This window comes from Veillonella sp. CAG:933 (genome assembly GCF_000431435.1).
Classification (GTDB): Bacteria; Bacillota; Negativicutes; order Veillonellales; family Veillonellaceae; genus Veillonella_A.
Genome location: NZ_HF986260.1, coordinates 14,029 through 40,441, shown reverse-complemented (window position 1 = coordinate 40,441; position 26,413 = coordinate 14,029). Strand labels below are relative to the sequence as shown.

19 protein-coding genes are annotated in these 26,413 nt (G+C 42.0%); 1 reads left to right on the top strand and 18 read right to left on the bottom strand.

Annotated features, from left to right (window positions below):
* Positions 1-112: 112 nt before the first annotated feature.
* The 17 genes from QZL64_RS13190 to QZL64_RS13110 form a co-directional block, all read right to left on the bottom strand.
* A complete protein-coding gene (locus tag QZL64_RS13190; protein ID WP_021842413.1) occupies positions 113-3,304 on the bottom strand; it encodes a YadA-like family protein in 3,192 nt (1,063 codons plus the stop codon).
* A 754-nt stretch (positions 3,305-4,058) separates the two neighbouring features.
* The gene (locus tag QZL64_RS13185) at positions 4,059-6,887 is read right to left on the bottom strand and encodes a beta strand repeat-containing protein (RefSeq protein WP_021842412.1); all 2,829 of its coding nucleotides are present in this window, start codon (positions 6,885-6,887) and stop codon (positions 4,059-4,061) included.
* 755 nt (positions 6,888-7,642) lie between these two features.
* Positions 7,643-8,653, bottom strand: coding sequence for a hydrogenase expression/formation protein HypE (gene hypE, locus QZL64_RS13180; RefSeq protein WP_021842411.1), 1,011 nt, complete (start codon positions 8,651-8,653; stop codon positions 7,643-7,645).
* A 21-nt stretch (positions 8,654-8,674) separates the two neighbouring features.
* Positions 8,675-9,793 carry a hydrogenase formation protein HypD gene (gene hypD, locus QZL64_RS13175; RefSeq protein ID WP_021842410.1) on the bottom strand — a complete coding sequence of 373 codons (1,119 nt, stop codon included), beginning with the start codon at positions 9,791-9,793 and terminating at the stop codon, positions 8,675-8,677.
* Positions 9,753-10,004 (bottom strand): HypC/HybG/HupF family hydrogenase formation chaperone, encoded by a 252-nt coding sequence (locus QZL64_RS13170; RefSeq protein WP_021842409.1) that lies wholly within the window; start codon positions 10,002-10,004, stop codon positions 9,753-9,755. The genes hypD and QZL64_RS13170 overlap by 41 nt, the downstream gene beginning before the upstream one ends.
* A 133-nt stretch (positions 10,005-10,137) precedes the next feature.
* Entirely contained in the window at positions 10,138-12,423 is a 2,286-nt protein-coding gene (gene hypF, locus QZL64_RS13165) for a carbamoyltransferase HypF (RefSeq protein ID WP_021842408.1), read from the bottom strand.
* 53 nt (positions 12,424-12,476) lie between these two features.
* Positions 12,477-13,916 (bottom strand): thioether cross-link-forming SCIFF peptide maturase, encoded by a 1,440-nt coding sequence (gene scfB, locus QZL64_RS13160; protein ID WP_021842407.1) that lies wholly within the window; start codon positions 13,914-13,916, stop codon positions 12,477-12,479.
* Positions 13,917-14,243: 327 nt separating this feature from the next.
* The gene (scfA, locus tag QZL64_RS13155; RefSeq protein WP_004693318.1) at positions 14,244-14,387 is read right to left on the bottom strand and encodes a six-cysteine ranthipeptide SCIFF; all 144 of its coding nucleotides are present in this window, start codon (positions 14,385-14,387) and stop codon (positions 14,244-14,246) included.
* 204 nt (positions 14,388-14,591) lie between these two features.
* Positions 14,592-15,617, bottom strand: coding sequence for a metal ABC transporter solute-binding protein, Zn/Mn family (locus tag QZL64_RS13150; protein WP_021842406.1), 1,026 nt, complete (start codon positions 15,615-15,617; stop codon positions 14,592-14,594).
* 92 nt (positions 15,618-15,709) lie between these two features.
* On the bottom strand, positions 15,710-16,324 hold the full coding sequence (locus QZL64_RS13145; RefSeq protein ID WP_021842405.1) for an ECF transporter S component: 615 nt from the start codon (positions 16,322-16,324) through the stop codon (positions 15,710-15,712).
* Positions 16,325-16,482: 158 nt separating this feature from the next.
* Positions 16,483-17,325, bottom strand: a complete 843-nt coding sequence (locus QZL64_RS13140) for a hypothetical protein (RefSeq protein ID WP_021842404.1) — start codon at positions 17,323-17,325, stop codon at positions 16,483-16,485.
* Positions 17,322-17,729: a hypothetical protein gene (locus QZL64_RS13135; protein WP_021842403.1), complete on the bottom strand. Its 408-nt coding sequence runs from the start codon at positions 17,727-17,729 to the stop codon at positions 17,322-17,324. Before QZL64_RS13135 ends, QZL64_RS13140 begins: the two co-directional genes overlap by 4 nt.
* A gap of 128 nt (positions 17,730-17,857) precedes the next feature.
* Positions 17,858-19,993, bottom strand: a complete 2,136-nt coding sequence (locus QZL64_RS13130; RefSeq protein ID WP_021842402.1) for a heavy metal translocating P-type ATPase — start codon at positions 19,991-19,993, stop codon at positions 17,858-17,860.
* Positions 19,994-19,998: 5 nt separating this feature from the next.
* On the bottom strand, positions 19,999-20,283 hold the full coding sequence (locus tag QZL64_RS13125; protein ID WP_021842401.1) for a DUF6110 family protein: 285 nt from the start codon (positions 20,281-20,283) through the stop codon (positions 19,999-20,001).
* A 171-nt stretch (positions 20,284-20,454) separates the two neighbouring features.
* Positions 20,455-20,634: a FeoB-associated Cys-rich membrane protein gene (locus tag QZL64_RS13120; protein ID WP_127059017.1), complete on the bottom strand. Its 180-nt coding sequence runs from the start codon at positions 20,632-20,634 to the stop codon at positions 20,455-20,457.
* A 192-nt stretch (positions 20,635-20,826) separates the two neighbouring features.
* Positions 20,827-23,256, bottom strand: a complete 2,430-nt coding sequence (gene feoB / locus QZL64_RS13115) for a ferrous iron transport protein B (protein WP_021842398.1) — start codon at positions 23,254-23,256, stop codon at positions 20,827-20,829.
* 1 nt (position 23,257) lies between these two features.
* Positions 23,258-23,500, bottom strand: a complete 243-nt coding sequence (locus QZL64_RS13110) for a FeoA family protein (protein ID WP_127059015.1) — start codon at positions 23,498-23,500, stop codon at positions 23,258-23,260.
* A gap of 561 nt (positions 23,501-24,061) precedes the next feature.
* Between QZL64_RS13110 and QZL64_RS13105 the strand changes: the two genes are divergently transcribed.
* Entirely contained in the window at positions 24,062-25,324 is a 1,263-nt protein-coding gene (locus QZL64_RS13105) for a DEAD/DEAH box helicase (protein WP_021842396.1), read from the top strand.
* Between the two features lie 185 nt (positions 25,325-25,509).
* Here QZL64_RS13105 and QZL64_RS13100 read toward each other — a convergent pair.
* The coding region (locus QZL64_RS13100; protein ID WP_296309711.1) for a DNA topoisomerase at positions 25,510-26,413 on the bottom strand (904 nt) is incomplete at its 5' end.

The window sequence follows — 26,413 nt, the reverse complement described above, 5'->3', positions numbered from 1 at the left end:
CAATTATATAACAAATAATGTAACGATTAATTGTAATGATTAAACCTCAATAGTTCTTTTGTTAAAACCACAGATGCCCATTCTGATGATTTTAATGTAATACTGCCGGAAATTATAAGCCTACTTTGGCTACCAACTGTTCAATCAATTGACGCTGTGCCGCTAATTCAGCTTCTTGCTGAGCCAAACGATCTTGCTGCGTTGCTACCGTATTTTCAAGGCTTGTATTCTTAGCCTGCAAAGTCGCTACTTCGGAAGTAAGTGCACGAACAGCTTTCGGACCGCTTGGACGGTCGCCTTCACCTTTGGAACCAAAACGTAAGGACACGCCTAGGTTTACCATGTTTTCATCACCAAGCGTACCACCTACACTAAACAAAGTATCTTCGTTAGCTTGGTAAAAGGCACCGAGAGCCATAGCCTGTTCACCTTTGTAATTACCGATACCGGCAGCTACGGTGAATTTATCTTCTTCATCGAATTGAAGCGGATGTAAAGCTGCCAACGCTGCCGCGGATGCCCCTACCTTATCAAGACGTTGGTCGAGTTTACCTACACGATTATTAATAGCCGAAACATCACTTGCGATTGCACCTACATTTTCAGAAAGTGTATTCACGTCATTTGTAAGATTGCCCAAATCTGTTGTCAACGTGTTCACATTCGTAGTGAGCGTATCTACATTGGTGTTTAAAGTACTTACATTGGCGGAAATGTTGTTTACATCAGTTCTTAATGTGCTTACATTGCCTTCGATAGTCGTTACTTTACCATCAATGGTCTGAACTTTGGTGTCAATGTCATTTACTCGAGTGTTAGTATCTGTGATGCGATCATGTGCTTCAGTGGCCAAGGTATTGGTTGCATCAATACGACTGTTTACATCTTTAAGACCTTGTTGCGCATCGTTAACACCTAATCGATCTTTTAATGTATCTACCAATGTATCTTTCAAATTAGAGCCGTCTGAATTTAACTTCTTATCAAGCTCCGGTTGAACGGCATTTTTGATTGCATCATTAGATACGTTAACTGCAAAGGTTTTAGCACCATTTTCACCAACACCTTCTGTAACAGTTGTATTGACACCATCTATAACCTTGATGGAATCTTTAGCAATATCTTTTACATCCGCTTCTTTCAACTGACTATCTGTTAAACTCTTAATTTGATTTTGTACAACTTCACTGAGCCCTGTTACGTCAGCTTTGGTAGCTAGGCTCTTATCACCGGCAGTTAAACCGGCTTTAAGACTATCTAAATTAAGACCAACTTTGTAAGTCGTTTTGTTAGCATCAGAATTGTCCGGTGTTACCGAAATATATTGCGCATCGTCAGCTTGAGTTACAATTACTGAAGCTTTTGCTAAGTCTCGAACAACTGTTTTGCCATCATCAGAAAGATTAGATAAATCTTGCTTTGCTGCGCTATTAATCTTCGAAGTTAAATCATCACTTAAGCCAACAGTGTAAGTAGTAACACCTTCAGTTACTGCTTTAGATGAATCAGTAGTTAATTTCAATGTTCCGTCCACAGCCACATCAGTGCGTAAGGCGTTTACTTTGTATACCATACCAGTGGACTTATCTTCAGCCACGTCTAAAAGTGTTACATTGTTGCCTGCAACCAAGGTTACGCGACTACGTTTTAACTGTGCCACGTTAACCGCATCGGTATCTTGGGTACCGGCAGCTACACCGGTGATTTGACGAGTAAGGCCGAGGTCGCTGTTACCGATAGCAAAGGCACTATTAGTAGATTCCCAAGCACCGGCTGCTTTACCGTAATCATTCGCCTCATCCCCTTCATCAGTAGCAAAGACCCATAATGTACTTTGATTATATAAATTGGCTAGTCTTCCTTTTTCTGTATAAAGAGCTTGTAGTTCAGATTGTTTTTGAGTATCCGTTTTGGTCCCATCATTCATAATAGCCGTCACCTTACTTTGGTAAGTACTATCAAAAGCTTTATATGCTTTTTCTGCATTTTCCAAAGCAGTTCGGTATCCGGCAACTGCATCTTTATTTTTTTCATAAGTTGCTAAATTATCACCGGTCAAAACTGTGTTCATTTCTGAAACAACTGCATTATTTAATGGATCGTAGCCTTTTACACCATAGGATACAGTGGCTTTGGAATTATTACCGATGGCTACACCACCAATGACAGATGCGTTACTACTGCTGGTAGAGCCTACAGTCGCAGCATTGCCAATGGCAACTGCATCACCAACGGCACGTGTATTTTCACCAATTGCTATACTCTTATAACCGATGGCATTAGCTCTGCTACCTACACCAATCGCGTAATCGCCACGAGCTTTTGAATAACTGCCTACAGCAATACCACTTTGGCCGTTTGTAACGGAATTACTACCCACAGCTAAAGCAATTCTATTAAAAGCTTTAGCACTGGTACCAAGAGCAATGGACTGAATACTTCCCGGTGCATCCGTAGCCTCGGAACCAATTGCTATCGTTGTTTGGCTATTGGCTTTTGCCTTCGATCCTAATGCTAATGCCGAAGCACCTGTCGTTTTTGCCAAATAACCAACCGCTAAGCCGGCACCACCAGCAGCAGTGCCAACAGGAGTTACCGCCGCACTATTTACATAACTACCCACGCCAATGGCAATATCGCCGTCATATTCAGCTTGTGCCGCGCCACCGATGGCAGTAGACGAAATACCGCTTGTTCTGGCAAATGCACCAATAGCAGTACTGGAAATCGCACTGGATTGAGCATTACCACCAATCGCGAGGCTCAGATTCTCATTAGCGCGTGATCCCAAGCCGATAGCAATGGCACCATCACCACTGGAGGAATCAATACCACTGGTATTACCGGCCTGAGCATCAGTACCGATGGCAATAGTACTGGAACCAGAGCTTATGGCTTGCGTACCAAACGCTAGCGATGCATCACCGTTAGCTTGAGATTTTACACCATTGGCATTGGCCAATAAACCTGTATCTGACGCACCATACCCCGTAGCCATAGCACCGGTTACTTTATTATTAACATTGTCAACATTAATCGCTAATGTTTCATCCGTAGCAGACTTATCTTCCGAATACCCTACCTCTACCGAATATGTTTGAGTTCCATTATCAACGTTCCCCACAGTGCTATTAGTAGCCGTACCTACACTAATAGCATTCGTAACATATACATAATTGCCGGCTTGAAGTTCATTAGCTTTTGAAGGTGTTGCCACTTCCGCAGCTAATGACTGTGTTGTTAAAGCTGTGCCGCCTAATACTGCTAAAGATACTGCCAACGCCAATTGTTTTTTATTTTTCATCTACAAACTCCTCTTGCTCTCAAAACACCTACACTAACTAAACACTAACATCAAATAAAAAGATGTTAGATTTAACGGAATATATTCTGCAGTAAAATACACATTTCCAAAAATAATTTTTCCTATTTTATTTTTATCTTAATTTCATTAATCACTTAAATGTAATTTAATGAATAAGCTTTCCCTTAAAAAATAAATAATCATTAAGTCTATTTTGAAAAAATCAACAAATAACTTTTTAAGATATTATATTGTATACTCTTTGTAAAATAATAGTTTACAAGCAATTTCTAATCAACATATTAAATGCAAATAATTTTATATAAAATTAAATTATTTTTTAATTAACTATAATATCTCATAAAGTTATATCTTGTTGAATAACTACATCTCATATTCATTTTGTAAAAATCATATCATAAAGTTTTCATGAAAGCAATTAATTTTTTGACAGTAATCTTTTTTTATATATAAATTTTGAAATATAATTTAATATATTATTTAAAAATCCTTCTATTTTCTAAAGTCAATGTCTTTTACTCATTTGAAATATTACATTAGTGGTACTTAAAAAATTTCAATAGATAATACAAAAACAGTATAGAAAAAAGAAGTCAAAGTAAAATTTAGGTAAATTACCAAAATTACTTTGACTTCTTCTTTATTTCTTACATTTTATTGTGATTTCATAGTAAAACTATATTAAATCAAATAAATAGTATTAAAACTGTTACCTCATATTATAGGTTCGATATTACATACCTACTTTAGCCATCAACTGCTGAATCAAGGCACGTTGTTGTTCTAATTCAGTTTGCTGTTGAGCTACGGTATCTGCCAAGCCTTTATTCTGAGCTTTAAGGTCGGATACTTCATTTTGTAAACCGCTTACGTCAACAGTTGTACCTGTTCTGTAAATAGCATCACCTTTTTGACCGAATTTCAAGGATACGCCAACATTAAACATTGTTTCATCACCAAGTGTGCTGGCTACGCTGAACATAGTATCAGCATTTGGACGATAGAATGCACCGATAGCAGCAGCGGAATCGCCTTTATAGCTACCTAAGGAAGCAGCGGCGGAGAATTTATCTTGTGGATTGAATTCCAATGGATGTAAACCTGCTAATGCAGCAGCACCGGCACCAACTTTATCTACACGATCATTCAAACTGTTTACACGACCGTTTAAGTTGCTTACACTGTCATTTAAGTTAGATACATTAGTTTCCAAAGAATCTACACGGTTAGTAACTTCCGTAACACTCTGATTTACATTAGTAACACCTAATGTATTTTTCCAGTTATTGATGTTTTCAGTACTTAAGTTGGAACCGTCAATATTAGCTTTCTGATCCAATTCAGGTTTAACTGCATTTTTAATAGCGTCATCGGAAACATCTACGGCATAAGTAATTGCACCATCTTTAACATCACTTACTGTTCTAACTGTAGTGTTATTACCATCGGCTAATTTAATGTTTTCTTTAGCAACATTTGTGATATGAGTATCACTAGCCTGACCAGTCACAACAGAATTAATAGCTTGGTTCAAAGTATCCCCGGTAATGAGGTTCTTGTCCCCGGCTGTATTAGTACCTGTACCTAATGCATCACGCAAAGCGTCTTTGTCTAAGGATACGTCATATTGGTTTACACCGGATTTCTGTTGTTCTTCATTTAAGCCAACTTTAATGAAGTTGTCACCATTCTTAACGGTAACGGCTTTCTGTGCTGCATCAGTAATTACTTTTTTACCTGCTTCGTTAAGATTATCCAAGTTGGTATTGGCTTTTTGAGACAAGCTACCATTTTCTCCAGCAATATCATTAATCTGTTTCTGAACATCATACAACTGACCGCCGTTAACGGCATCAGTGGATCCTTCTACTACACTGCCATTGCCAACATTTTTAATTATATTACCACCCATATTTACATTACCGGATTGGATTATAATGTTGGATGTTTTGCTTCCGGATGGTGCACCAATAGTTAAACCGGAGTTATTTAAAGTAGTACCGTTTTCACCAAATGTGATGCTACCGGCATCGGATAAATCCAAAGTATTGCTCAAACCAACCTGAATTAAACGTTTATCTGCATCAACGGAAGTCGTAATATTATCGTTAGCACCAACAATATCGATACGGGTTTTATCCGCATCACTAGTAATGGCTAAACCGTCAGCTGTGCTAGCTTTATCGGCACCTACTGTAATATTAGAAATAGTAGCGTTAGCTACACGTTTTAACTGAGCTACGTTGACTGCATCAGTATCAGTAGTACCTGCAGCTACATTTGTAATTTGACGAGTCAATATAGAAGTTACACGACCATCACTGCTATATGTTGTAGCACCAACACTGACTGCACCACCGGTAGATTTGAAAACACCAAGTTCAGTACGTTGTTGACCTAAAGCTGCTGTAAAATCTTGGTTAGCTTTCGTCCATGCGTTTAAAGCATTCGTGGCGGCAACGGCATCAGCCTGAGCTTTGGCTTTAGCAGTTACTGCAGCTGCGTAAGCTTCTTGTTCAGATGCAATAGTACTGCCTTTAGTATTCCTAATAGTTTCATCTTGTTTATCAACTTCATCTGCGGCCGCATAATAAGCTGCATTTAATTCATTAAATTTTGTAATTTGGCTTGCATAAGTGGTAGCAAAGTCTTTAGAAACATCACTGGCACTGATAGCCCCTGCCAAAGCTTCTGCACTGGCAGGTACATAACTACCATTACCGTCATCGGCAAACGGAACATAGCCGATCGTGTTAGAGCGACGATCAGCGATAGATGACGTGCCTAAAGCAACGCCGGTCGAAACTTTAACGTTAGCATCTGTACCTAAAGCAACACCGCTATAAGCAACCTTGGCACTCTGGCCAAGCGCTACACCATACACGCTACTAGTCGAGGAGTTAGCACCGATAGCAATGCCACCGACGGCTGTGGCATCGTTACCAATAGCCATACTATAATTAATTACGTTATAGTTTTGAGATCCATCGCTTTGTAAGTATTTATAAAATAGACCTGCCGAAGCACCAGAGCCAATAGCAACGCCTTGTGAAGAACGTGCCCCGTTACCTAAAGAAACAGCGTTCGTCTTCGTATAAGTATTTTTACCAAAAGACGAGCTTTTATCGCCAGCATAAGCACCAGAACCTACAGCTGTAGAACCAGTAATGGCTTCAGCATAAGTACCAATGGCCGTACTGTAGTTACGAGCCGAATAAGCACCAATACCGATAGCTGTGTTGCCTGTGCTATTTGTATCATTTTTATTACCTGCCGATTGACCATCAACGCCTTCCCCGTTTTTGTTGTTGTTAGTTGGTGTTCTAGAAAAAACAGCACCTTGAGCATTGGTCGTTTGACGATAATCGATAATACTATCTGTAGCCGTATTCACTTCAGTACCCTTATCAAGGACATCCGTACTTGTTGGTTCTTTACCAATCCCTACATAAGACCCGGTCAAACCCGCTGCATCAACCGTATACACACTCAAAGACGTTACACCAACCAAAGCCGCTAACGCTAATTTAGTTGCCAACTTAATGTTTTTCCCTTTTTTCATAGTCATACCTCTTTCAAAACTGCAACACACTTGTCTAGTTTTTGTCCCCAAGTCTCCCTATCCAAATTCTCGCTACACTACAATCCCACAGTAAAAGTCCGATTACCCCCCCGATGAATTTTAATTATTTTTTCATGTTGAGTCTAATCAAACCATTATTCACATCAAATATATTTTTTATTGTATGCATCTTCTTTCACTCACAACTAACATAAATAAATATATAGGAGTAAATAATATTACTTGATTTCTAATCTATCATATACCTAATGATTAGATGAAGTTAATGTTATTTAACTCTTCATAATTTACCAAATGACTCTTCATTTTTATGAAATCAAAATTACCGATAGTAAAGCATATAGTCCAAAAAGCGGACTATTCCAATAATTATGTATTTTTAAACAAGATTACATTAAAATTTCACGCACGAGCTTTTTTATGAATAAACCATGATTCATGCCTTATTTATGATTTTCGATTAACTTAAAACAAAGAATAATTTTAACTTAAAAATAATAATTATTTTTCATATTTTTCTATAAAATTAACACTGATTCATCTTTTTTATATAAAAGTCATCTATTTTATCACGTTTTTTATACACGAATCGTTAAATATATTTATCAACTAAATAAACACTTCATTTTAATTTTAATAAATTTATAAATCAAAAAAGCAGTTATAAAATAAAAATTTTATAACTGCTTTAGCATATACCTATTAAATTTTATCTATAAAAATATTAGAGTCCTTTAACAAATTCTCGGCACTTGATCCTCGCCCAACTGATCAAGCAAGCGAACCCCGCCAAGCGCTGTTTTAAGACCAACCTTACCGGCGTTACTGCTAAGCACCTCACCGATACAAGCAGCCTCACGGCCATATTCATTAGCACGCAAGATTTCAAGCACTGTATCGGCCACATCCGCTTCCACAACAAATACGGCTTTACCTTCATTAGCTAAATACAATGGATCGTAACCCAAAATACTGCACACTGACTGTACTTCATCATGAATCGGCAAGGCATGTTCATCTACACGAATCCCCACATTCGCCTGACCGGCAATTTCATACAGCGTTGTAGCGAGACCACCGCGCGTAGGGTCGCGCATAACAGCCACTTTATTTCCCACTGCCTCAAGTACGGCCATAACCATATGATTAAGCGGTGCACAGTCGGTTTTAATCGTCGGTGGCAGAGCCAATTCGTAGCGACTGCCCATTACAGCAATGGCATGATCACCCAGCGAACCGGATACGATAATCTTCATGCCCGGCTTAACACGTTCGGGGTCAATATTAATTCCTTCAGGAATCATACCCACGCCGGCGGTATTAATATAAAGACCGTCTACAGCGCCTTTTTCAACAACCTTTGTATCGCCGGTCACAATGGAAACGCCCGCTTCTTTGGCCATATCGGCCATAGTCGCCAAAACGGAATCCAAGGTTTTCACCGACAACCCTTCTTCCAGAATAAGACCGCAGCTGAGATATAGCGGTTTAGCCCCATTCATGGCCAAATCGTTAACAGTACCGCATACAGCTAATTTACCGATGTTGCCACCGGGAAAAAACTGTGGTGTAACCACGTAGGAATCGGTGGTAAACGCCATGCGCCCGGCGGGCACTTCAAATTGAGCACCGTCATGTAATTTTGCCAATGCTTCATTTTTAAAATGAGGCATAATATATTTTTCCATCAGTTCATGGCTGAATCGGCCGCCATTACCATGAACCAAACGTATTGTTTCATCCATAAATTACTCCTTAGTCGGCTTTTATTCTTCCCAAGTCATACCGCCGCTGGCACGACCGTATTTATACCAAGCCGCGCAGCTGCCTTCTACGGATACCATGCAGGCACCTACGGGATGGTCGGCCGTACATAACTTACCGAATAAACCGCATTCATCGGGACGAATTAAGCCCTGCAACACACGGCCGCATTGACAGCCTTTCGGCACACCGCCACTTTCAATCGGGCCCAGTGGAATCATGCGTTCCGCATCAAAGGCGGCATATTCACCTTTTAAGCGCAAACCGGACTTAGGAATCACACCGATACCGCGCCAGGTATCATCAATCACTTCATAGAGTTCATCCATAAGCTTCACCGCTACGGGATTCCCTTTTTTAGCGACCACCGACTTATATTGATTGCCCACATAGTACTGACCGCTCTTGCGCTGCGCCAATAAATCGCGCACCGCCGCCAAGATTTCGAGACCATCAAAACCGGCAATACAGGACGGCATATGGCATTCCGTCGGAATAAAGCTATATGGTTCTTCACCGATAATAACACTCACATGACCGGGTAAAATAAAGCCGTCCAGGTGGCCTTCTTTTTGATTAGCTAAAGCCCGCAGAGCCGGCGGCACCAACTTATGGGATACCAAGAAGAACACATTCTTAAGACCGGACATAGCCACTGCCTTAACGGCCGCCGCAATGACGGCAATAGTCGTTTCAAAACCGATAGCCAAGAATACGATTTTTTTATCCGGATTGGCTTTACCGAGTTCAATAATTTCCAAAGGACTGTAGATAATGTGGATATGGGCACCGGCACTCTTCGCTTCCCACAGATTGCTGTGCGTGCCCGGTACTTTTAACATATCACCAAACGTAGCCACAATGACATCATCCATGGCCGCATAGGCCAACGCTTTATCCATATATACCTGGTCGGTTACACATACGGGACAGCCCGGGCCGCTGACGAGCTCGATACCGTCCGGCAACAACTGACGAATCCCTTCGCGGAAAATTGCCACCGTATGCGTACCGCACACTTCCATGAACCGAACTTGTTCGCCCGGCGTATGGAGTGCTTTTATTTCTTCCAACAGTTCATTAGCGACCTGCGTTTTTTCCTGCAAAGTAATTTTCTTCAAGTTCTTCCAACTCCTTAAAGGCTTCCATTGTTGCATTAGCCTCTTCTTCATCTACGATTTGGACAGCGCAACCGGCATGAACCAGTACGTAATCGCCAACCTTGGCTTCCGGTACCAACATGAGATTGACATCCCTAGTTACTCCCGTAAGCTCAATCGTGCCGATGAATTCATTTACTTTTATTAATTGAGCAGGTACTGCTAAACACATAGTATTTCCTCCTAACTTTCAAACGGAGTTTTAATAACTTCTTTGATCAAAACTGCTTGCTGCCGACAAAATATATGACTCTATATATCTCACGGTTTTATTCACGATTTTATTCACGTTTTTCAGAACAAGCTTATAGGTCAGCCAACTTTTGGTGACCCAGCCATAATTGTCCCAACGCCAAACCACCGTCATTAGGCGGCACTTGACGCGGCAACAGCATAACTTGATCGTGATTTATACTCATCATTTCTTCGATAAGGCGTCTATTTTGAAAAACACCGCCGCAAAGAATAACTTGCTTAATATTATATTGGGTGCACAAATGCTCCATCGTTTCCGTAATGCCATAGGCTAAGGTGCGATGGAATGACGCCGCCAAGACGCGTTTAGAAATACCGTCGCCCAAATGACCGATAATATCCTGAACCAGCGGTTTAAAATCAAGGATTTTGCCGTCAAAAATAAATTCCTTAATTTTGCCACGCTCACCATAGGCTAATTGTTCGAGGCTCATGGCAATTTGCCCGTCAAAGGTATGCTCGTTACCAAGGCCTAACAAGCAACCCACGGCATCGAATAAACGGCCTGCACTGCTGGCGTCAACCATAGGCATATTGTTTTTCATCATAAAATCCAACAATTCCCAATTATCCGGCAATTGATTAAACCATGGCTCAAGCCAAGCCGGTGTATCATCGCCGAATTTATCGCGTACATACCAAAGCGCCTGACGCCACGGTTCTTTGACGGCCGTTTCACCGCCCGGTAACGGGGCCGTATGTATATGAGCCAAACGCTGCATGGAATGACCTTGGCAGAGTAAAAACTCACCGCCCCATATAGTGCCATCAAGACCATAGCCGGTGCCATCGAAACAGATACCCAACACGGGCTCCGAATCCAGCCCGTATTCAGCCATAACCGCCGCTACATGAGCATGGTGATGTTGCACCTGAATATACGGAACATTATGCTCTTCACTATAAGTTTTACCATATTGCGAAGAGAAATACTGCGGATGATAATCGGCCACTACCGCTTCCGGCGTAAGGCCGAATAAATCTTTATACCGGTCAATCGTCCAGACAAGACTGTCATTCATCGCCATATTCGCCAAATCACCGATATGAGGTCCCATAAGTACCGCTTCATCACGGTTCATGGCAAAGGCATTTTTTAAATCGCCCCCCATGGCGAGAATCGTCTTTTTGCCTTCATTCGGCAAGCGAACTTTAAACGATGTCGGTACGTAACCGCGACTGCGTCGTACTTGTAAGGTTTCACCCTTAACAACCTGTACCACGGAATCATCCACGGAGGCCACAATACGTCGATTATGGACGAGAAAATAATCCGCCACATGTTTTAACTGACTGATTGCTTCCTCATCTTTAAAAATCACCGGCTCACCGCTACGATTGCCGCTGGTCATAACCCAAACAGCACCGGCCGGAAGCCAAACTTCATGGACCGGCGCATAAGGAAGCATAATCCCCACATAGTGATTATTAGGCGCTACCGCCTGCCACGCCACTTTAGCATCGTTTCGTTGCGGCACTAATACAATAGGTCGCGCCGGCGATTGTAAGAGTGCTTCTTCTTCCGGCGTAATATGGGCAATTTCTTTCGCCGTTGCCAACGAATCCACCATAACCGCTAAGGGTTTATGCGGCCGTTGTTTGCGCTCTCGAAGAGTCATAATGGCCTTCTCATTCGTGGCGTCACATACCAAGTGATAACCGCCTACCCCTTTAAAGGCAATGATGTGACCGGTCATGACGTAGTCACGGCCCAAAGTGAGTGGATCCAAATCCTTTGAGGTGGGCTCCAATTTCTCATTATTTACCTCATACAAAGTGTACTGCGGCCCGCATACGGGGCACGCATTCGGTTCCGCATGATAACGGCGATTGTCTTCCGACTCATATTCGTTCTTACAAGCCGGACAAAGGGCAAACTCCTTCATTGATGTAAACTTACGGTCATAAGGCACTGTTTCCACAATGGTGTACCGAGGTCCGCAATGAGTACAGTTAATAAAGCCGTAGTGAAAACGGCGGTTCATCGGATCATGCAATTCCCTTCGGCACGCTTTGCACGGCGCCGTATCAGCGCCGATAAACGTAGCCGGTTGTTTACCCGCCGGCGAAGGGGCAATGACAAATAAGCTGTCCTCTTTTAAAGGAATCTCATATGCCTTAACCGAGTCAATCCGTGCTATAGGTCCTTTGCGCTCTTTTACAGCATCAACAAATTTTGCCAACGCTTTCTCCGTGCCCTGCACTTCTACATAAACACCGGCATCGTCATTATAAACAAAACCCGTTAATCCCAATTCTCGTGCTACAACCGCAATCAGGGGCCGAAAACCGACCCCCTGTACTATCCCTGTAAATCGTATACCTTGTCGCTTCATAAATAGTTCCTTTATTATATACTATTTGCTTACTTGTTATACGGTATTTAGTTTTACATCCAATTGTGCTGTTTGCGTTCCTGGAAGGCCGGATCCTCCTTCGGCACAATTCCTTGTTCTCGCAATTCATCAAGCTCAGCCTGGATCATAATGGCGCATTCAATGCGTTTTTTCTGCAATTCACAACCTAAAGCATATGGTTCGTGAATAGTCCCTGTAAAGGTTTCATTATTGGCATGGCAACCGCCGGAGCAGAAGAATTTAGCCCAACAAGCGGCACATGTCGGCTTCGTAAATACATGAGTATTGCGGAATTCACGAGGAATATCAAAGTTCTTAAGACCTTCGTACACATTCCCCAATACATAGCCGTCACGACCGACAAACTGATGGCATGGGTAAATATCACCGTTCGGTACGATGGCCATGTATTCATGACCGGCACCGCAACCGCGCAAGCGTTTAGCCATACATGGGCCGCGATATAAGTCCATACGGAAGTGGAAGAAATTGAACTTCTCACCCCAACCTTCCTTTTGACGTTCCAAATACAAATCGGCAAGCTTTTCGTATTCTTTCATCAAAGCCGGTAAATCTTCTTCACGAAGTACATAGTCCCCTTCTTTACCGACTACCGGTTCCATGGATAAATGTTCAAAACCGAGGTCGGACATGGCAATAACGTCTTTCGTGAAATCGAGATTATTATGCGTATAGGTACCGCGTGCATAGTATTCAAGACCATGACGCTGTTTAACCGCGTTAATCAAGTTTTTGGCAACGGTTTTATATGTATCCGTACCGCCGGCGCTCGGACGCATGTGATTATGCACTTCTTCACGGCCGTCGATGGATAACACCATGCTCAATTTATGTTCGTTGAGGTAATCGATTTTCTCCTGAGTCAACAACACACCGTTAGTGGTCATGGTCATTTTGAAAATCTTATTGTGCTCAGCGCCTACTTTTTCAGCATACTCGATGGTTTGTTTAACGACTTCCCAGTTCATCAATGGTTCGCCGCCAAAGAAATCTATTTCCAAATGTTGACGAGGACCACTCATAGAGATTAAGAAATCAACGGCACGTTTGGCCACATCAAAACTCATGAGTTCACGTTTTACCCCGCCGTAATCGCCCTGACTGGCAAAGCAGTAACGGCAAGCCAAGTTGCAGTCGTGAGCAATGTTAAGGCATAAGGCTTTAACGATTGGTTTTTCAGCTGCCACCAATTTGAAATCTTCAGACATTGGTGCATAGAGCATTTCATCTTTAATCAAAGAGTCCAATTCGTCTAATAATTCATTGATTTCTTCCGGTGATTCAACCCCGTCAAAAGCCTGATGAACCGCTTCACGATTCGTGCCGTCATAAATATCGAGCACTTTATCGGTAAATTCGTCAATCACGTGAATAATACCGCTATTAACATCAAGACAGAAATACTTATCCTTCATCTTGAATTTGTGAATCATTGGTTTTAATTCTAACATGGTACCTCCATATATTTAATAGTTACTACTACCTTTATATTATACATCATTTATCTACTTTTAGCTTAAAAAAAGGTTCTACCATATATGAAATAATGACATACAAGACCTTTCAAAAATTCTGATTTATTAATTTTGCATACCTTGGGTTATTTTGAATATAGCTTGGGGTATTTTAATATTTCTTGAATTGTTTTAAATATAACTTAAGTTGTTTTAATACAGCTTGAATTACTTTAAATTATGAAAATAAAATAAGACCCAATCACTAATACATAATGATTGGATCTTATTGGGTCATTGACGTATCAAAACAGATAAAAAATCTTATTTCTGTTTGCAAACCTGGTTGCCTACAGTGCAGCTTGTTTTGCAAGCGGACTGGCAAGAAGTCTGACATTCGCCGCAGCCACCGGTTTTAGCAGTTTTCTGTAAAGATTCAGTGTTGATTGTACGAATTCGTTTTGCCATGGTGTTCAACCTCCTCAAAATACTACTATACGTTACATTTATTTTAACATAGTAACGCGATAATCGGCAATAGTTCTCTTAATGCGAAATATCAATATCCCCTATGTGATTGAGAAATACGTTGATAATTCTCTTTCCTTTTCAGCCTCAAAAAAGTATTATAAACTGCCTCAAGCTGCCTTTAACATTCTTATAAAATGCATATTATTGGGCGCCTAACGCGGTTTTCAATACCTTCAAATTATCTTCCATGATGGATAAATAGGTGGCCCCTGCTTTCATTTGTTCTTCCGTTAAGCCTTCTACCGGATTTAACATATACACCTTAGCGCCCGTTTCCTTGGCAATAGCTTCCGCTAATTTCGGATTAACCAGTTCCTCACTGAAGATAGCCTTTACTTTATGAGCTTTTACAAAACTGATAATCGACGCCATCCGTTCCGGTGTCGGTTCCGCATCCGGCGCTACCCCCATGATGCCCAATTGGGTAAAACCATAACGATTGGCCAAATAACCGAATGCCTCATGAGTTACGACCAACTCTTTACTTGGAACAGTTTGAGCAAATGCCTCATACTGTGCATCCAAAGCTGTCAATTTTTCTTTATAGGCTTTGCCGTTAGCTTCATAATAATCTTTGTTGGCCGGATCAGCTTCACTAAAAGCGGCCACTACAGCGTCCACTTCTTTTACCACATTCATTAGATTGAGCCAGATATGAGGATCCACCGTACCATGATGATGGTCATGGCCGTCATTGTCATGATGCGCTGCATCGGTATGATGGTCGTGATCATGGTCAGCTTCCGCTTCCTTGTCAAGGTCTACGGTTTTAATCGGCATAACGTCAACCGACTTAGCCAGTTCCACCGGTTTAGCCTCTTTTAGGATATCAGGAGCCAATAATTTTTCACTCGGTTCCAAACCGGCGCCGTTGTAAATAAATACTTTTGCCTGACCGACTGCTTTCAGATCTTTCACGGTCGGTTCCCAATCATGAGGTTCTGTTCCCGGCGGCACCAATAAAGTTACCTTCACTTTATCCCCGCCTACTTGTTTCGCTATATCATAGGCCGGATATACCGTTGCCACTACGGGTAAGCCCCCTTTACCGTCATTACCGGTGCTATCTCCCAAACTACAGCCTCCCAGTATGGCGGCGCCCGCTACCAAAATGATAGTCAACACAGCTGTGAGACGCCATTTGCGCCAATTCATTTGAATATTCATTTCATCGCCTCTCTTTCATCAATATCTATTCATATATCAATATATACATTCAAAAAGCCCCGACATGACGTCGGGGCTAATGGTTTAACATATTATTTATCTGTTTTAAGTTTAGCCCTGAGCGCCATGACTACCGGCGTACCTACTACCACAGCCGCCAATGCTTCAAGCGGTCCGTGGAATACGGCTACCCCGATTACAATATTTGCCACATGGTCTACAGGAATCCCTTTAGCTGCTGCATAAGGTTCTGCATAGATAAGGTAAATCAAGCCCATTACCATTACGGTATGCACGATTGTGCCTACGAATAAGGCAAGCATAACACGCCACACCGGTCTTTGAATCGGCAAATAGCGATACACATAATACGCAATAGGTCCGATTAACATACGTGGTAATATGGAAATTATCGGGTTTAAAAATACGAAAGACATAATGTTTGGCTGTACCATGTTTTGAACCAAACTGTAAGACCCGAAAATGAAACCGATAACCATACCGATTTTTGGGCCTTCTAAAAGTGCGCCGATTAAAGTCGGAATATGCAAAATAGTCGCATAAATCGGTGGAATCGGAATAAATCCTAACCCGCTGACACCCAGTACTACGGTTAACGCGGACAACAAACCGATAACAGTCAATTGTCGCAAGCTAAATCGCTGACGCGGATACGGACTTTTCGTATCCATATTATCTTTTTCCATGTAAAAAATCCTCCGTTCTCATTCCTATTCGGATATAAGTCGAATACATATTTAATTCTAAAACCTCATTTTTCAAAAAAGCAGTTGCTTAAAATTGCACAAAAACTATTATACCATATAGTACATAGTACGACATATTACATGATGTGCCGTAAAGGCTATTTTGCCTGTCTTTTCAAAATAAAATCTTCTAAAAGTATGCCTAAACCAACAGACATACCAAGTACAATGAATTCAAGCAAGCCCGGGGTGATGTACACCAACCAATTGCCTTGGAATACCGGCATCAGGAAGTATAACAATTCCATAAAGAAGTCCGGCTTCCAACCATACATCAAGTGGCCGTTGATGGCGAGCCATACCAAGGCGGTTACCATAATACGAGCCAAACGAAGGCCTTGTTTTTGCCCCATTCGCGGATGCAAATAAATGGCAATAACACCCATGGTCCAAATAACAAAACCATAGAGCCAAAGTTGTAAAAAGGTAAATACTTGCGGACTGAGTTGCGCTGCCAATATTGGATCGGGCACATTTAAAAATAACACATCCCCTAATAAAAGCATCGGTACCGGCAAGGAATAGACCGCCATATCCAAGGAATCATCGAACCAGCGATTAAACCGTGGCCGGTCCGCAAAAAGTGTCAAAATAACGGCCACAATAGTCATGGCCAATAGACAAACCGTAAATACCACAATCCAGCCAAGCATAATCATACCCATGCTGCCGGAAGCAATAGCATAAGGAATGACACTGTCACCTAGGAAGAAAAAGGTTAAGCACCAAATCCAACTATACGCATACAAACTGTTACGCCACGGATAGGTCAAAAATTGTTGCAACTTATCTTGACGGCGCAGCACCATAGGCGTCAAGAATGAAAGTACCAAGAAAGCTACCATACCCAATGAAACACCTTGCAACGCCAATATAATCATTGTCACCGGCAATACGATGGCAAGATTTAAAACAAACATGCGCAAAACATTTTTTATCATTTAGCGGCCCTCCCTCTTACGAGTGAATTTAGTATATAACCGGCCGTCAATGAAAGCGAAACCTGAATATACATAACAATTACAAAGGCTATATCACGACCAAAGCTTGGCAAGCCCCAAAGGAATGAAAAATCGCCTACAAAAAAGGTCTGATACGTGGCCAGTTGAACGATGACCCAACCCAATATATAGAAAATACGGCCCACGCGCTTTTCTTCCGGACCGAAACCACTTCGCTTCGAAGATAAATACGCCACCGGCACCAATAATGACAACACCAAATAACTGACAAGTGCCACCATAGCACTGGACCCGTTATGAATAGTGTAGGCACCTAAGGGTACTAATATGATGAAAAAACTCATATATAGCGTGCGTCCCAAAATATCCGCAAGGACTTTCATACTAAAAACCTCCTACATCCTTATCTTAACAGTATAATTTTACTATAGGACGCCTTAAAACTCAACCGCAAAAGGCGGTGCTCCGAAGAACACCGCCTTAATACTGTTTATAAATACCTTAGTTCCGCTTACGCTACAACACGAGCCGTCGTTTCAATTACCGAATCATCCTCTTCAGATTTAGCCGGTAACAATGGCGTCATACTGCGTAAACCAATACCTAACGTAAACAGATTATGCATCCATGCCGTCGTGCTTGGTGTCAATACCTGGAATAAACCAAGACCTACCAAAGCGCCGTTAACACCGACAATGGAGTTGTAATTAAATTGAATACGATCCATCAATTGCATAGCAATGCGACGTAAGTCTACAAGACTGGAAAGATTATCGGAGGAAACCGTAACATTGGCGATTTTCTGGGCAATCGGTGCCCCTTCATTCATCGCAACGCCTACATGGGCTTCCGACAAGGCCGGCGAATCATTGATGCCGTCGCCAACCATCATAACCGTATACCCTTCTTCTTTAGCTTTCTTCACATAAGCCGCTTTATCGCCCGGCAATACTTCCGCATGCACTTCGTCGATGCCGATTTCACGTGCAACCCGTTCTGCATTGCGTTTGCTGTCACCGGTCATCATAACGACTTTCTTAATACCCAATTCGTGAAGTTCTTTAACAACTTGTTTTGCTTCTTCACGCACCGGATCTTTAATGCAAAGAACGGCAGCCAAACGACCACTGATGGCTAAGTATAAATGAGAGGAGGAATCCGGCAAATTGTCGAATTTTTCCTGTTCCCCTTCCGGAATAACAACTTTTTCATCGTCAAAAATAAAGTGCGCACTACCGATTCGGCATTTGCGATTGCCCACTTTGGAGGCAATGCCGTGAGCTACGATATATTCAACCTTAGAGGAGTGTTTTTCCTTATGAGGCAAATTATGCTGTTCCGCTGCATTAACCACGGCTTTTGCCATAGAATGAGGAAAATGTTCTTCCAAGCAAGCAGCAAGCATGAGCATATCATCCGGATCATGATCTTCAAAGGTAATAATCTGTTCAAATACCGGTTCTGCTTTAGTCAATGTACCTGTTTTATCAAAAACAACCACATCAGCAGCGGCAATTTGTTCCAAATATTTACCGCCTTTAACGGTGATACCACGCTTCGACGCTTCTTCCATGGCCGATAATACCGCCAACGGAATGCTTAATTTTAAAGCGCAAGAGAAGTCAACCATCAAGAACGATAAGGCCTTCATCGTATTACGGGTCAACAAATACGTTAAGATAGTGCCGGCAAAACTGATTGGCACTAATTTATCGGCCATGTGGAACGCCTTCTGTTCCATACCGGATTTCATCTGTTCCGATTCTTCGATAAGAGCCACAATTTGTTCATAACGCGATGATTTGGAATTACCGCGAACTTCGATTACACAATGGCCTTCTTCTACGACAGTACCTGCATATACCGAAGTATTTTCATCACGGCGAACCGGTTCCGGTTCACCGGTCATGGAACTTTCGTTCACAAGGACAACGCCTTCTACTACTACACCGTCCAATGACACCACTTCACCTTGACGAAGTACCACGAGGTCGCCTTCGACAACTTCGGATACAGGCCGACTCACTTCAACGCCATCCACTTTAACCCAAACTTTATCCACATTGAGGGACATACTTTCGGCCAAATTGAGGACGGACTTACGGAGTGTCCATTCTTCCAAGGTTTCGCCAATACCCAAGAGGTACATTACGGCGCCTGCCGTGGATACGTCACCGCGTAACAAGGATACGGTAATCGCTACGCCATCCAATACTTCTACAGTTAATTTGCGATGCCATAACATAGTTACCGCTTTTTTCGCAAATTTTAAAGCATTAAACCAAGACCATACCATATTGATTGGTGCCGGTAACAATAACTTTTTACCTAAATACATAAGAGTCTGACTGATCATGGACTCTTTGTATTGTTTATTGACAAGTCGCGGTGAGTATTCCGTCAATGCCGGTGCATCTTCGAAATTCAAATCGTTAAGTGCCAGTAATGCATCACGAACAGCTATTTCATCCCCTGTATGGTGGATAATAAGGTCACGTGAACGCGTAAAAAACTGAGCTTTTTCAATCGCCGGATTCTGCATTAAAGTCGTTTCAACATAAGCGGCTTCGGCATCATCGAATAAGTGACCGGAAATAGTAACATGAAGACGTTTCGATAATCTTTGAATAACCGAAAACTTCAACATATTAATTATTCACCCTTTTCTTCGCCTTGTTCTTCTTCAAACAAAGCTTCTTCTTTACGGCGATTTTCGTTGATTTCCTGAGCATCAGCCAAAATGCTGCCGCTGGAAGCCTGTACTTTTTCAGCAGTCTGCATTACGCTTTCTTTAGCGCGAAGACCTGCAGCTACAACATTGGCATACACTTTCTTAGCATCTTTGCTGGTCAACATTTTAAGACCTACAGTACCAAGAGCCAAACCGGCTGCGAATAAATTAGCGGATTTTACTTTTTCTTTGTTTACGTTGAACATATAAATCTCACCTTTCCTCTACAAGATGTAAGGCACCAAAGTGTTCCTTACAAGAATAAAATAAGCGCCTATTGCTTTATAAAAATAGCCAAGGTCTACCCGAACCTTGGCTACTTTTGCCGTAAATCCATCGAATACACTGTATTCGTCAGTCATTACCCTTATGAAATCCTATTTGTTGCCCCCACAACCGCAGCCACAACCGGAGGAAGAAATTTCTTTCTTCTTGCCGTTACCGCTACCACCGCAACCGCAACTGCAGCCGCTCTTGCCGCTTAAGGTCTTATACGCCTTGCGAGCAACAAATAATACAGCGATTAATCCGATAAGATATACTATTAGGTTCTCCATTATCATACACCATCCTTAATCAATAATCAATAGTGATTTGTAAAAAATTTTGAGAAAAACATTGATTGGCGTTATATTCTCAACGATTATCAGTAGTCAATTCTCATTTAGATTTTCATGGGAACAAGCTAATAACTTAACAGAAAAACGCATTTCAGTTTTGAATCATTTTATAAATAACTGTTTTTTTAATCAATGGAAACCAAGTAAACGACCGCCATTGTAGACGATAAAGGCTGCTACCCAAGCAAGGGCCGTTGAATAAACAACGAAGAAAGTTAACCAGCCCCAACCGCCGGCTTCACGTTTGAATACGGCCATAGCCGCAAAACATGGCGGATAAATAAGAACGAACATCATCAAACCAACTGCAACGAGTGGTGTGAATGAAGGGTCCTGACGTAAGTAAACTTGCAATGGCTGTTCATTATCTTCATCAGCCGCAATAGAGTAGAGTGTACCCAAGGTACTTACCATAACTTCTTTAGCAGCGAGAGCTGTAACCAAGGATACGCTCATCTTCCAGTCGAAACCAAGCGGTCTCATAACCGGTTCAATGAATTTACCGATGGAGGCTACATAAGATCCTTCCAATTTTTCAGTAGATTCTTTTTGGTCGAGTTCGCCGATAGCTTCGTCTTTTTCTTGGTTATTAAGGTAAATAGCCCAAGCAACCGGGAATGCATCAGCATTGGCTACTTGAAGGTCATGGAAGTAATCAGGAACTTCAGGTGCAGCATTTGCATCTTCAGCTGTAGCGGCTTCGTCAGTCGCAGCGGCTTCACCGTTAAGACCTTCATCGCCGATTTCTTCTTCCCCTTCTTCAGCGGCAGCTTCGTCTTGTTCTGTCTGAATAGCTGTCATTTCGTCAACCATAGCCATAACCGGTGCTTTTTGTTCATCCGTAGCAATACCGTACTGAAGCAAGATTGCATTATCACGCGCTTCGTATTCTTGGGTTACCTGATCGCGAGCGGCGTCAAAGTCTTGAGACATTGGCACATCTTGCGGATAGGATGCCAAGAACCAAATCAATACGGACGCTGCTAAAATGAAAGTACCTGCTTTTTTAAGATATAAGAAAGCACGTTCCCACATATGCATTAACACGCTCTTAAGAGTTGGCATATGGTATGGCGGTAATTCCATTACGAATGGTTCGGATTCGCCCGGGAATAAGAATTTGCGGAAAATTTTAGCCATTACAATAGCCAATACGATGCCGGCAAAATAAATGGCAGCCAATACGTTACCACGTTGTGCTACCGGGAAGAATGCCCCGATGAACAAAGTGTATACCGGCAAACGAGCACTACAGGTCATGAACTGGGAAACAAGAATCGTAATCATTCGATCGCGGTTATTATCCAAGATACGAGCACCCATAATAGTAGGAATACTACAACCATAACCCATAAGGAGGGGAATAAAGGATTTCCCGTGTAAACCGCAGGCACGCATGATACGGTCCATTACGAATGCCGCACGCGCCATGTAACCGGTATCTTCAAGGAACGCAATGCCCAAGAACAAGAGTACGATAAGTGGAACGAAACTCATTACCGCACCAACACCGGCGATGATACCGTCAACCACCAAGGAATTCAATTGGCCTTCCGGAATTACCGCACCGGCCCAATCGCCAAGGGCTGTGAAAGCGTCTTCAATCCAGCCTTGCGGATAAGCACCGATTGTATTTACGAGATTAAATAAGAGCCACATTACAAATACGAAAATCGGTAAGCCCCAAATACGGTGGGTAAGCACTTTATCGATACGGTCGGAACGGGTTTCGATTTCCTTAGGCGTACCTTTTATAGCATTATTATAAGTAGCAACGGCAAAGCTGTGACGGAATTCTTGGAAAATAATTTCTAAATCAACTTTGTCTTTAAGCTCTTCGCGCCACTGTTCTGCTTTTGCCAAAACCGCTTCGGTACGTTCAAAGGCTTTTACTTTTTTAATTACATCAGGATCGGCTTCCAATAATTTAATAGCCACCCAACGCAATGGATAAGTAATAGTATCTGCTTTCTCAAGTTCATTAACAATATCTCTAATAGCCGGTTCAAGTTCAGGACCATAATCAATAGTCGCACTTGGTTTTTTCGCTTCTTTGGCTACATCGATAACAGCTTGTAATAATTCGGTCGTACCTACATTATTGCGACCAACTGTTTCTACGATAGTCGCACCGGTCAATTCACTCAATTTTTTAATGTCAATGTGAACACCCATTTCTTTGGCCACATCGGACATATTAAGCGCCATAACCAACGGACGTTCCAATTCCAACAATTGAGCCGCTAAATATAAGTTACGTTCCAAATTAGATGCATCAATAACGTTAACGAGAACATCCGGTTCATCATTGATAATTACGTTACGCGCTACTAATTCATCAAGGGAGCGAGCTGTTAAGCTGTATGTACCCGGCAAGTCAATAAAGAGTAAATCTTTACCGCTGAAAGTACATTCCCCTTCTTTCTTTTCTACCGTTACACCGGGATAGTTACCAACATGCTGTTTGGCACCGGTAATATTATTAAAAATTGTAGTTTTACCACAGTTCGGATTACCGGCCAGAGCAATTCGGATAGACGTGGTATTTTGGTCACTCATTCTAGGCCTCCTGACTCACTTCAATATCAATAGTTTCTGCTTCGCTGACACGCAACGCTAAATCAAAGTTCTTTACTTTAATTTCAATGGGATCACCCAAAGGTGCGAATTTCATAACACGCACGAAAGTCCCCGGAACGAGGCCCATGTCAACGAGACGGTGTTTGATGTTACCGGAACCGCGCAACTGTTTAATTGTGCCCGCTTCGCCGGTTTTCATCGACGCCAATGATTTTATCACTATCTACACCTCCTTGTGGCCGAACCAAACAAACTCATCTTCCAAAATTTGCTTAAGAACTGCACTGAAACTGAAAAAAAATTACAATTAAATTATAACATAGTCACTGAGAAAATCAATAACCATTTTCAATATCGAATCTTATGAATGTAGATAGACAATCTTCAATTTTCATTATCACTGCTCATCTTTTCAGTATTTTCTCATGAATAATAGCCTCGCCATTCTCATTCTCATTTGAAACGTCTTCTCTTTTATTCTCAATTATAATTAAACTTCAAATATTATCAAAAGATTATCAATTAAATAACTATTCTCAATGAATTATTAAAATATTTATTTCGCAAAAAAAGTATGCCCTTAAGTTCAAATTGTCCTAAATATATCGATTCTTTTATATAAATCATCTATGTATGATATAATAAAAATAGATTTAGCTAATTTAATACCAATGAATCCCATTTATTTTACAAAATCAACGTTAACAGCTAATTGACGAAGTTCCCTATTCCCCTCCGGGAATCATCACTCAAAGTATTACAAATTAAAGATAAGGAGATATATATGAAATCATTTCAAACTCTCGGCGTTGTGCCCGAACTCATAGACTCCCTGGCCAAACAAGGTATTAAGGAGCCTACTCCGATTCAGGAACAAGCCATTCCCCCTGCTTTCAAAGGCAACGACTTAATCGCTATGGCGCAAACCGGTACAGGCAAAACGCTGGCATTTTTAATTCCTGTTTTGCAGCGCATCAATATCGAAGTGTTCCAAGAACAAGCACTTATTATTGCCCCAACCCGCGAATTGGTAAAACAAATTGCCGACGAAGCCAAGGCTATCGGCGATATTTTGGGCGTTGATATTCTTCCCCTCATCGGCGGCCGCACTATTGAAGGGCAGCTACAACAATTAGGCCGTCGTCCTCATGTAATCCTCGGCACGCCGGGGCGTTTATTAGACCACGCCACGCGCGGTTCCCTTCACCTCGATACGGTGCGCCGCGTAGTTCTCGACGAGGCGGACCAGATGCTTCACATGGGCTTTTTACCGGATGTAGAATCCCTTATTGAAAAAACTAACGCCAACCGTCAATTGTTACTCTTCTCCGCTACCGTGCCGGATCGCATCCGCAGCCTTGCCAAAACTTACATGAAAAAACCAATGTCCGTAACGGTTAAAGGCAATAACGTAACCTTAGATACCATTGAACAAAAGGTTATCATGGTAAAACCGGAAGAAAAGTTGGACCGTTTAATGGCTCAACTAAGAGAAGACAATCCGTATTTAGCCATTGTTTTCTGTAATAAAAAAGAAGGCGCCATTAAGCTCTCCTACGAATTAACGGCAGCCGGTTTTAACATCGGCGAATTACACGGTGATTTAACACAAGGTCGCCGCACGCAAATTCTGCGTGATTTTGCCCGTGCCCGTACGCAAATCTTGGTAGCTACCGACATTGCGGCCCGCGGTATCGACATTGAAGGCATCAGTCATGTATATAACTACGATGTGCCGCACGATGTAGATTACTACATTCACCGTATCGGCCGTACCGGTCGTGCCGGTACCAACGGCATTGCCATTACCTATGCGACACAAGCGGACGAAACATGGCTTCGCCGTATCGAACGAGCCATTGAAGCAACATTGACAAAATACACGACCGACGGTCAAGTAAAAACCAAAGGCCGTGCCCAAGCACCTAAAAAAACAACGTCATCCAAAAAACCGACTATTAAATCATCCTATCAGGCAACTAAAGCGAAACGACATAAGGCAACAGGCCATAAAGGGGTTAACACAAGACGCCGTCGTTCTCGCTAATAGGATTTAATGTCCTATAACCCGATTTAATAATACAGTGCCTTTCACTATAAGCACTTACAAGCACGTATAAATTAAGGACTACTCTCATAGACACGCTGTTCGTACTTTGAATAGCATGTTCCTATAAGAATAGTCCTTTTTTATTATATATTTGATTTACTTTAAATTATGTGCAAACTGCCTTATTTAAAAACAACCGGTTTCCCGTCTACATCAGCCACGGTAGTGCGACACTTAGGTTGATTAGCACAGGTCCAACTTGTATTACCATTACGCACAATGGCTACTAAATAGCCTTCACCGCAACGCGGGCATTTATATTGCAAGGTCCCCTTTTCCTTAGCCGCCGCCAAAGCTTCCGCCACCTGTGGGTCAATAGAATCCACACTTCCTCGGCCGAAGCCGGTCGAATTTCCGGTCCCATTTCCGTTTAAAGGTCCGCCTTGAACTTTACCGGCATTTGAAGGGTTTGTCGAGACAGGCTTAGTAAAATTACATTTTGGATAATCGGTACAACCGTAAAATTCCCCGAATTTACCGTTTCTAAGTCTTATTTTTCCCTTGCCGCAACGCGGACAAGCTTCGAGCTTACTGAGTTCTTCTTCCGACAAGGCTGCACCGCCTCGATTGATAGCATTACCGGTTCCGCCTGATGGGCGTTTCACCGTACGCACGGTGCTGACAATATTAAAACCGTCTGTATCGAGACCATCCATATTCATGCCGCTATTGGCCTTGTTAATCAAACTTTTTAAGAATTCAATCTGATCAATCAAAAAAGAATCCAACGTATCCCGGCCTTCGCTAATAGCCGCCAAGCGTTCTTCCCAAAGAGCTGTTTCATCGGGATAGAGCATTTCCTCCGGTAAAGCATCCACCAAGGTATACCCCAAAGATGTAGGTTGAATTACTTTCTTTTTGCCTTTTGCAGACATAAACTTACGTGTAATCAATTCATCAATGATGGTAGCCCTGGTTGCTTCCGTACCGATACCGGATACGGCCTTCAATTGCTTTTTCAAATCCTCATTTTTCACATACTTGTGAATTTCTTTCATAGCCTGCAATAAAGTGGCTGCCGTAAAA

Bases quoted from the DNA above. Each gene is read 5' to 3' on its own strand.
- scfB (WP_021842407.1), bottom strand. From the start codon at position 13,916: ATGTTAGAATTAAAACCAATGATTCACAAATTCAAGATGAAGGATAAG.
- QZL64_RS13105 (WP_021842396.1), top strand. From the start codon at position 24,062: ATGAAATCATTTCAAACTCTCGGCGTTGTGCCCGAACTCATAGACTCC.
- QZL64_RS13125 (WP_021842401.1), bottom strand. From the start codon at position 20,283: ATGTTCAACGTAAACAAAGAAAAAGTAAAATCCGCTAATTTATTCGCA.
- hypE (WP_021842411.1), bottom strand. From the start codon at position 8,653: ATGGATGAAACAATACGTTTGGTTCATGGTAATGGCGGCCGATTCAGC.
- QZL64_RS13170 (WP_021842409.1), bottom strand. From the start codon at position 10,004: ATGTGTTTAGCAGTACCTGCTCAATTAATAAAAGTAAATGAATTCATC.
- QZL64_RS13190 (WP_021842413.1), bottom strand. From the start codon at position 3,304: ATGAAAAATAAAAAACAATTGGCGTTGGCAGTATCTTTAGCAGTATTA.
- QZL64_RS13120 (WP_127059017.1), bottom strand. From the start codon at position 20,634: ATGGAGAACCTAATAGTATATCTTATCGGATTAATCGCTGTATTATTT.
- QZL64_RS13135 (WP_021842403.1), bottom strand. From the start codon at position 17,729: ATGAAAGTCCTTGCGGATATTTTGGGACGCACGCTATATATGAGTTTT.
- feoB (WP_021842398.1), bottom strand. From the start codon at position 23,256: ATGAGTGACCAAAATACCACGTCTATCCGAATTGCTCTGGCCGGTAAT.
- scfA (WP_004693318.1), bottom strand. From the start codon at position 14,387: ATGGCAAAACGAATTCGTACAATCAACACTGAATCTTTACAGAAAACT.
- QZL64_RS13140 (WP_021842404.1), bottom strand. From the start codon at position 17,325: ATGATAAAAAATGTTTTGCGCATGTTTGTTTTAAATCTTGCCATCGTA.
- QZL64_RS13130 (WP_021842402.1), bottom strand. From the start codon at position 19,993: ATGTTGAAGTTTTCGGTTATTCAAAGATTATCGAAACGTCTTCATGTT.
- QZL64_RS13150 (WP_021842406.1), bottom strand. From the start codon at position 15,617: ATGAATATTCAAATGAATTGGCGCAAATGGCGTCTCACAGCTGTGTTG.
- hypF (WP_021842408.1), bottom strand. From the start codon at position 12,423: ATGAAGCGACAAGGTATACGATTTACAGGGATAGTACAGGGGGTCGGT.
- QZL64_RS13185 (WP_021842412.1), bottom strand. From the start codon at position 6,887: ATGAAAAAAGGGAAAAACATTAAGTTGGCAACTAAATTAGCGTTAGCG.
- QZL64_RS13145 (WP_021842405.1), bottom strand. From the start codon at position 16,324: ATGGAAAAAGATAATATGGATACGAAAAGTCCGTATCCGCGTCAGCGA.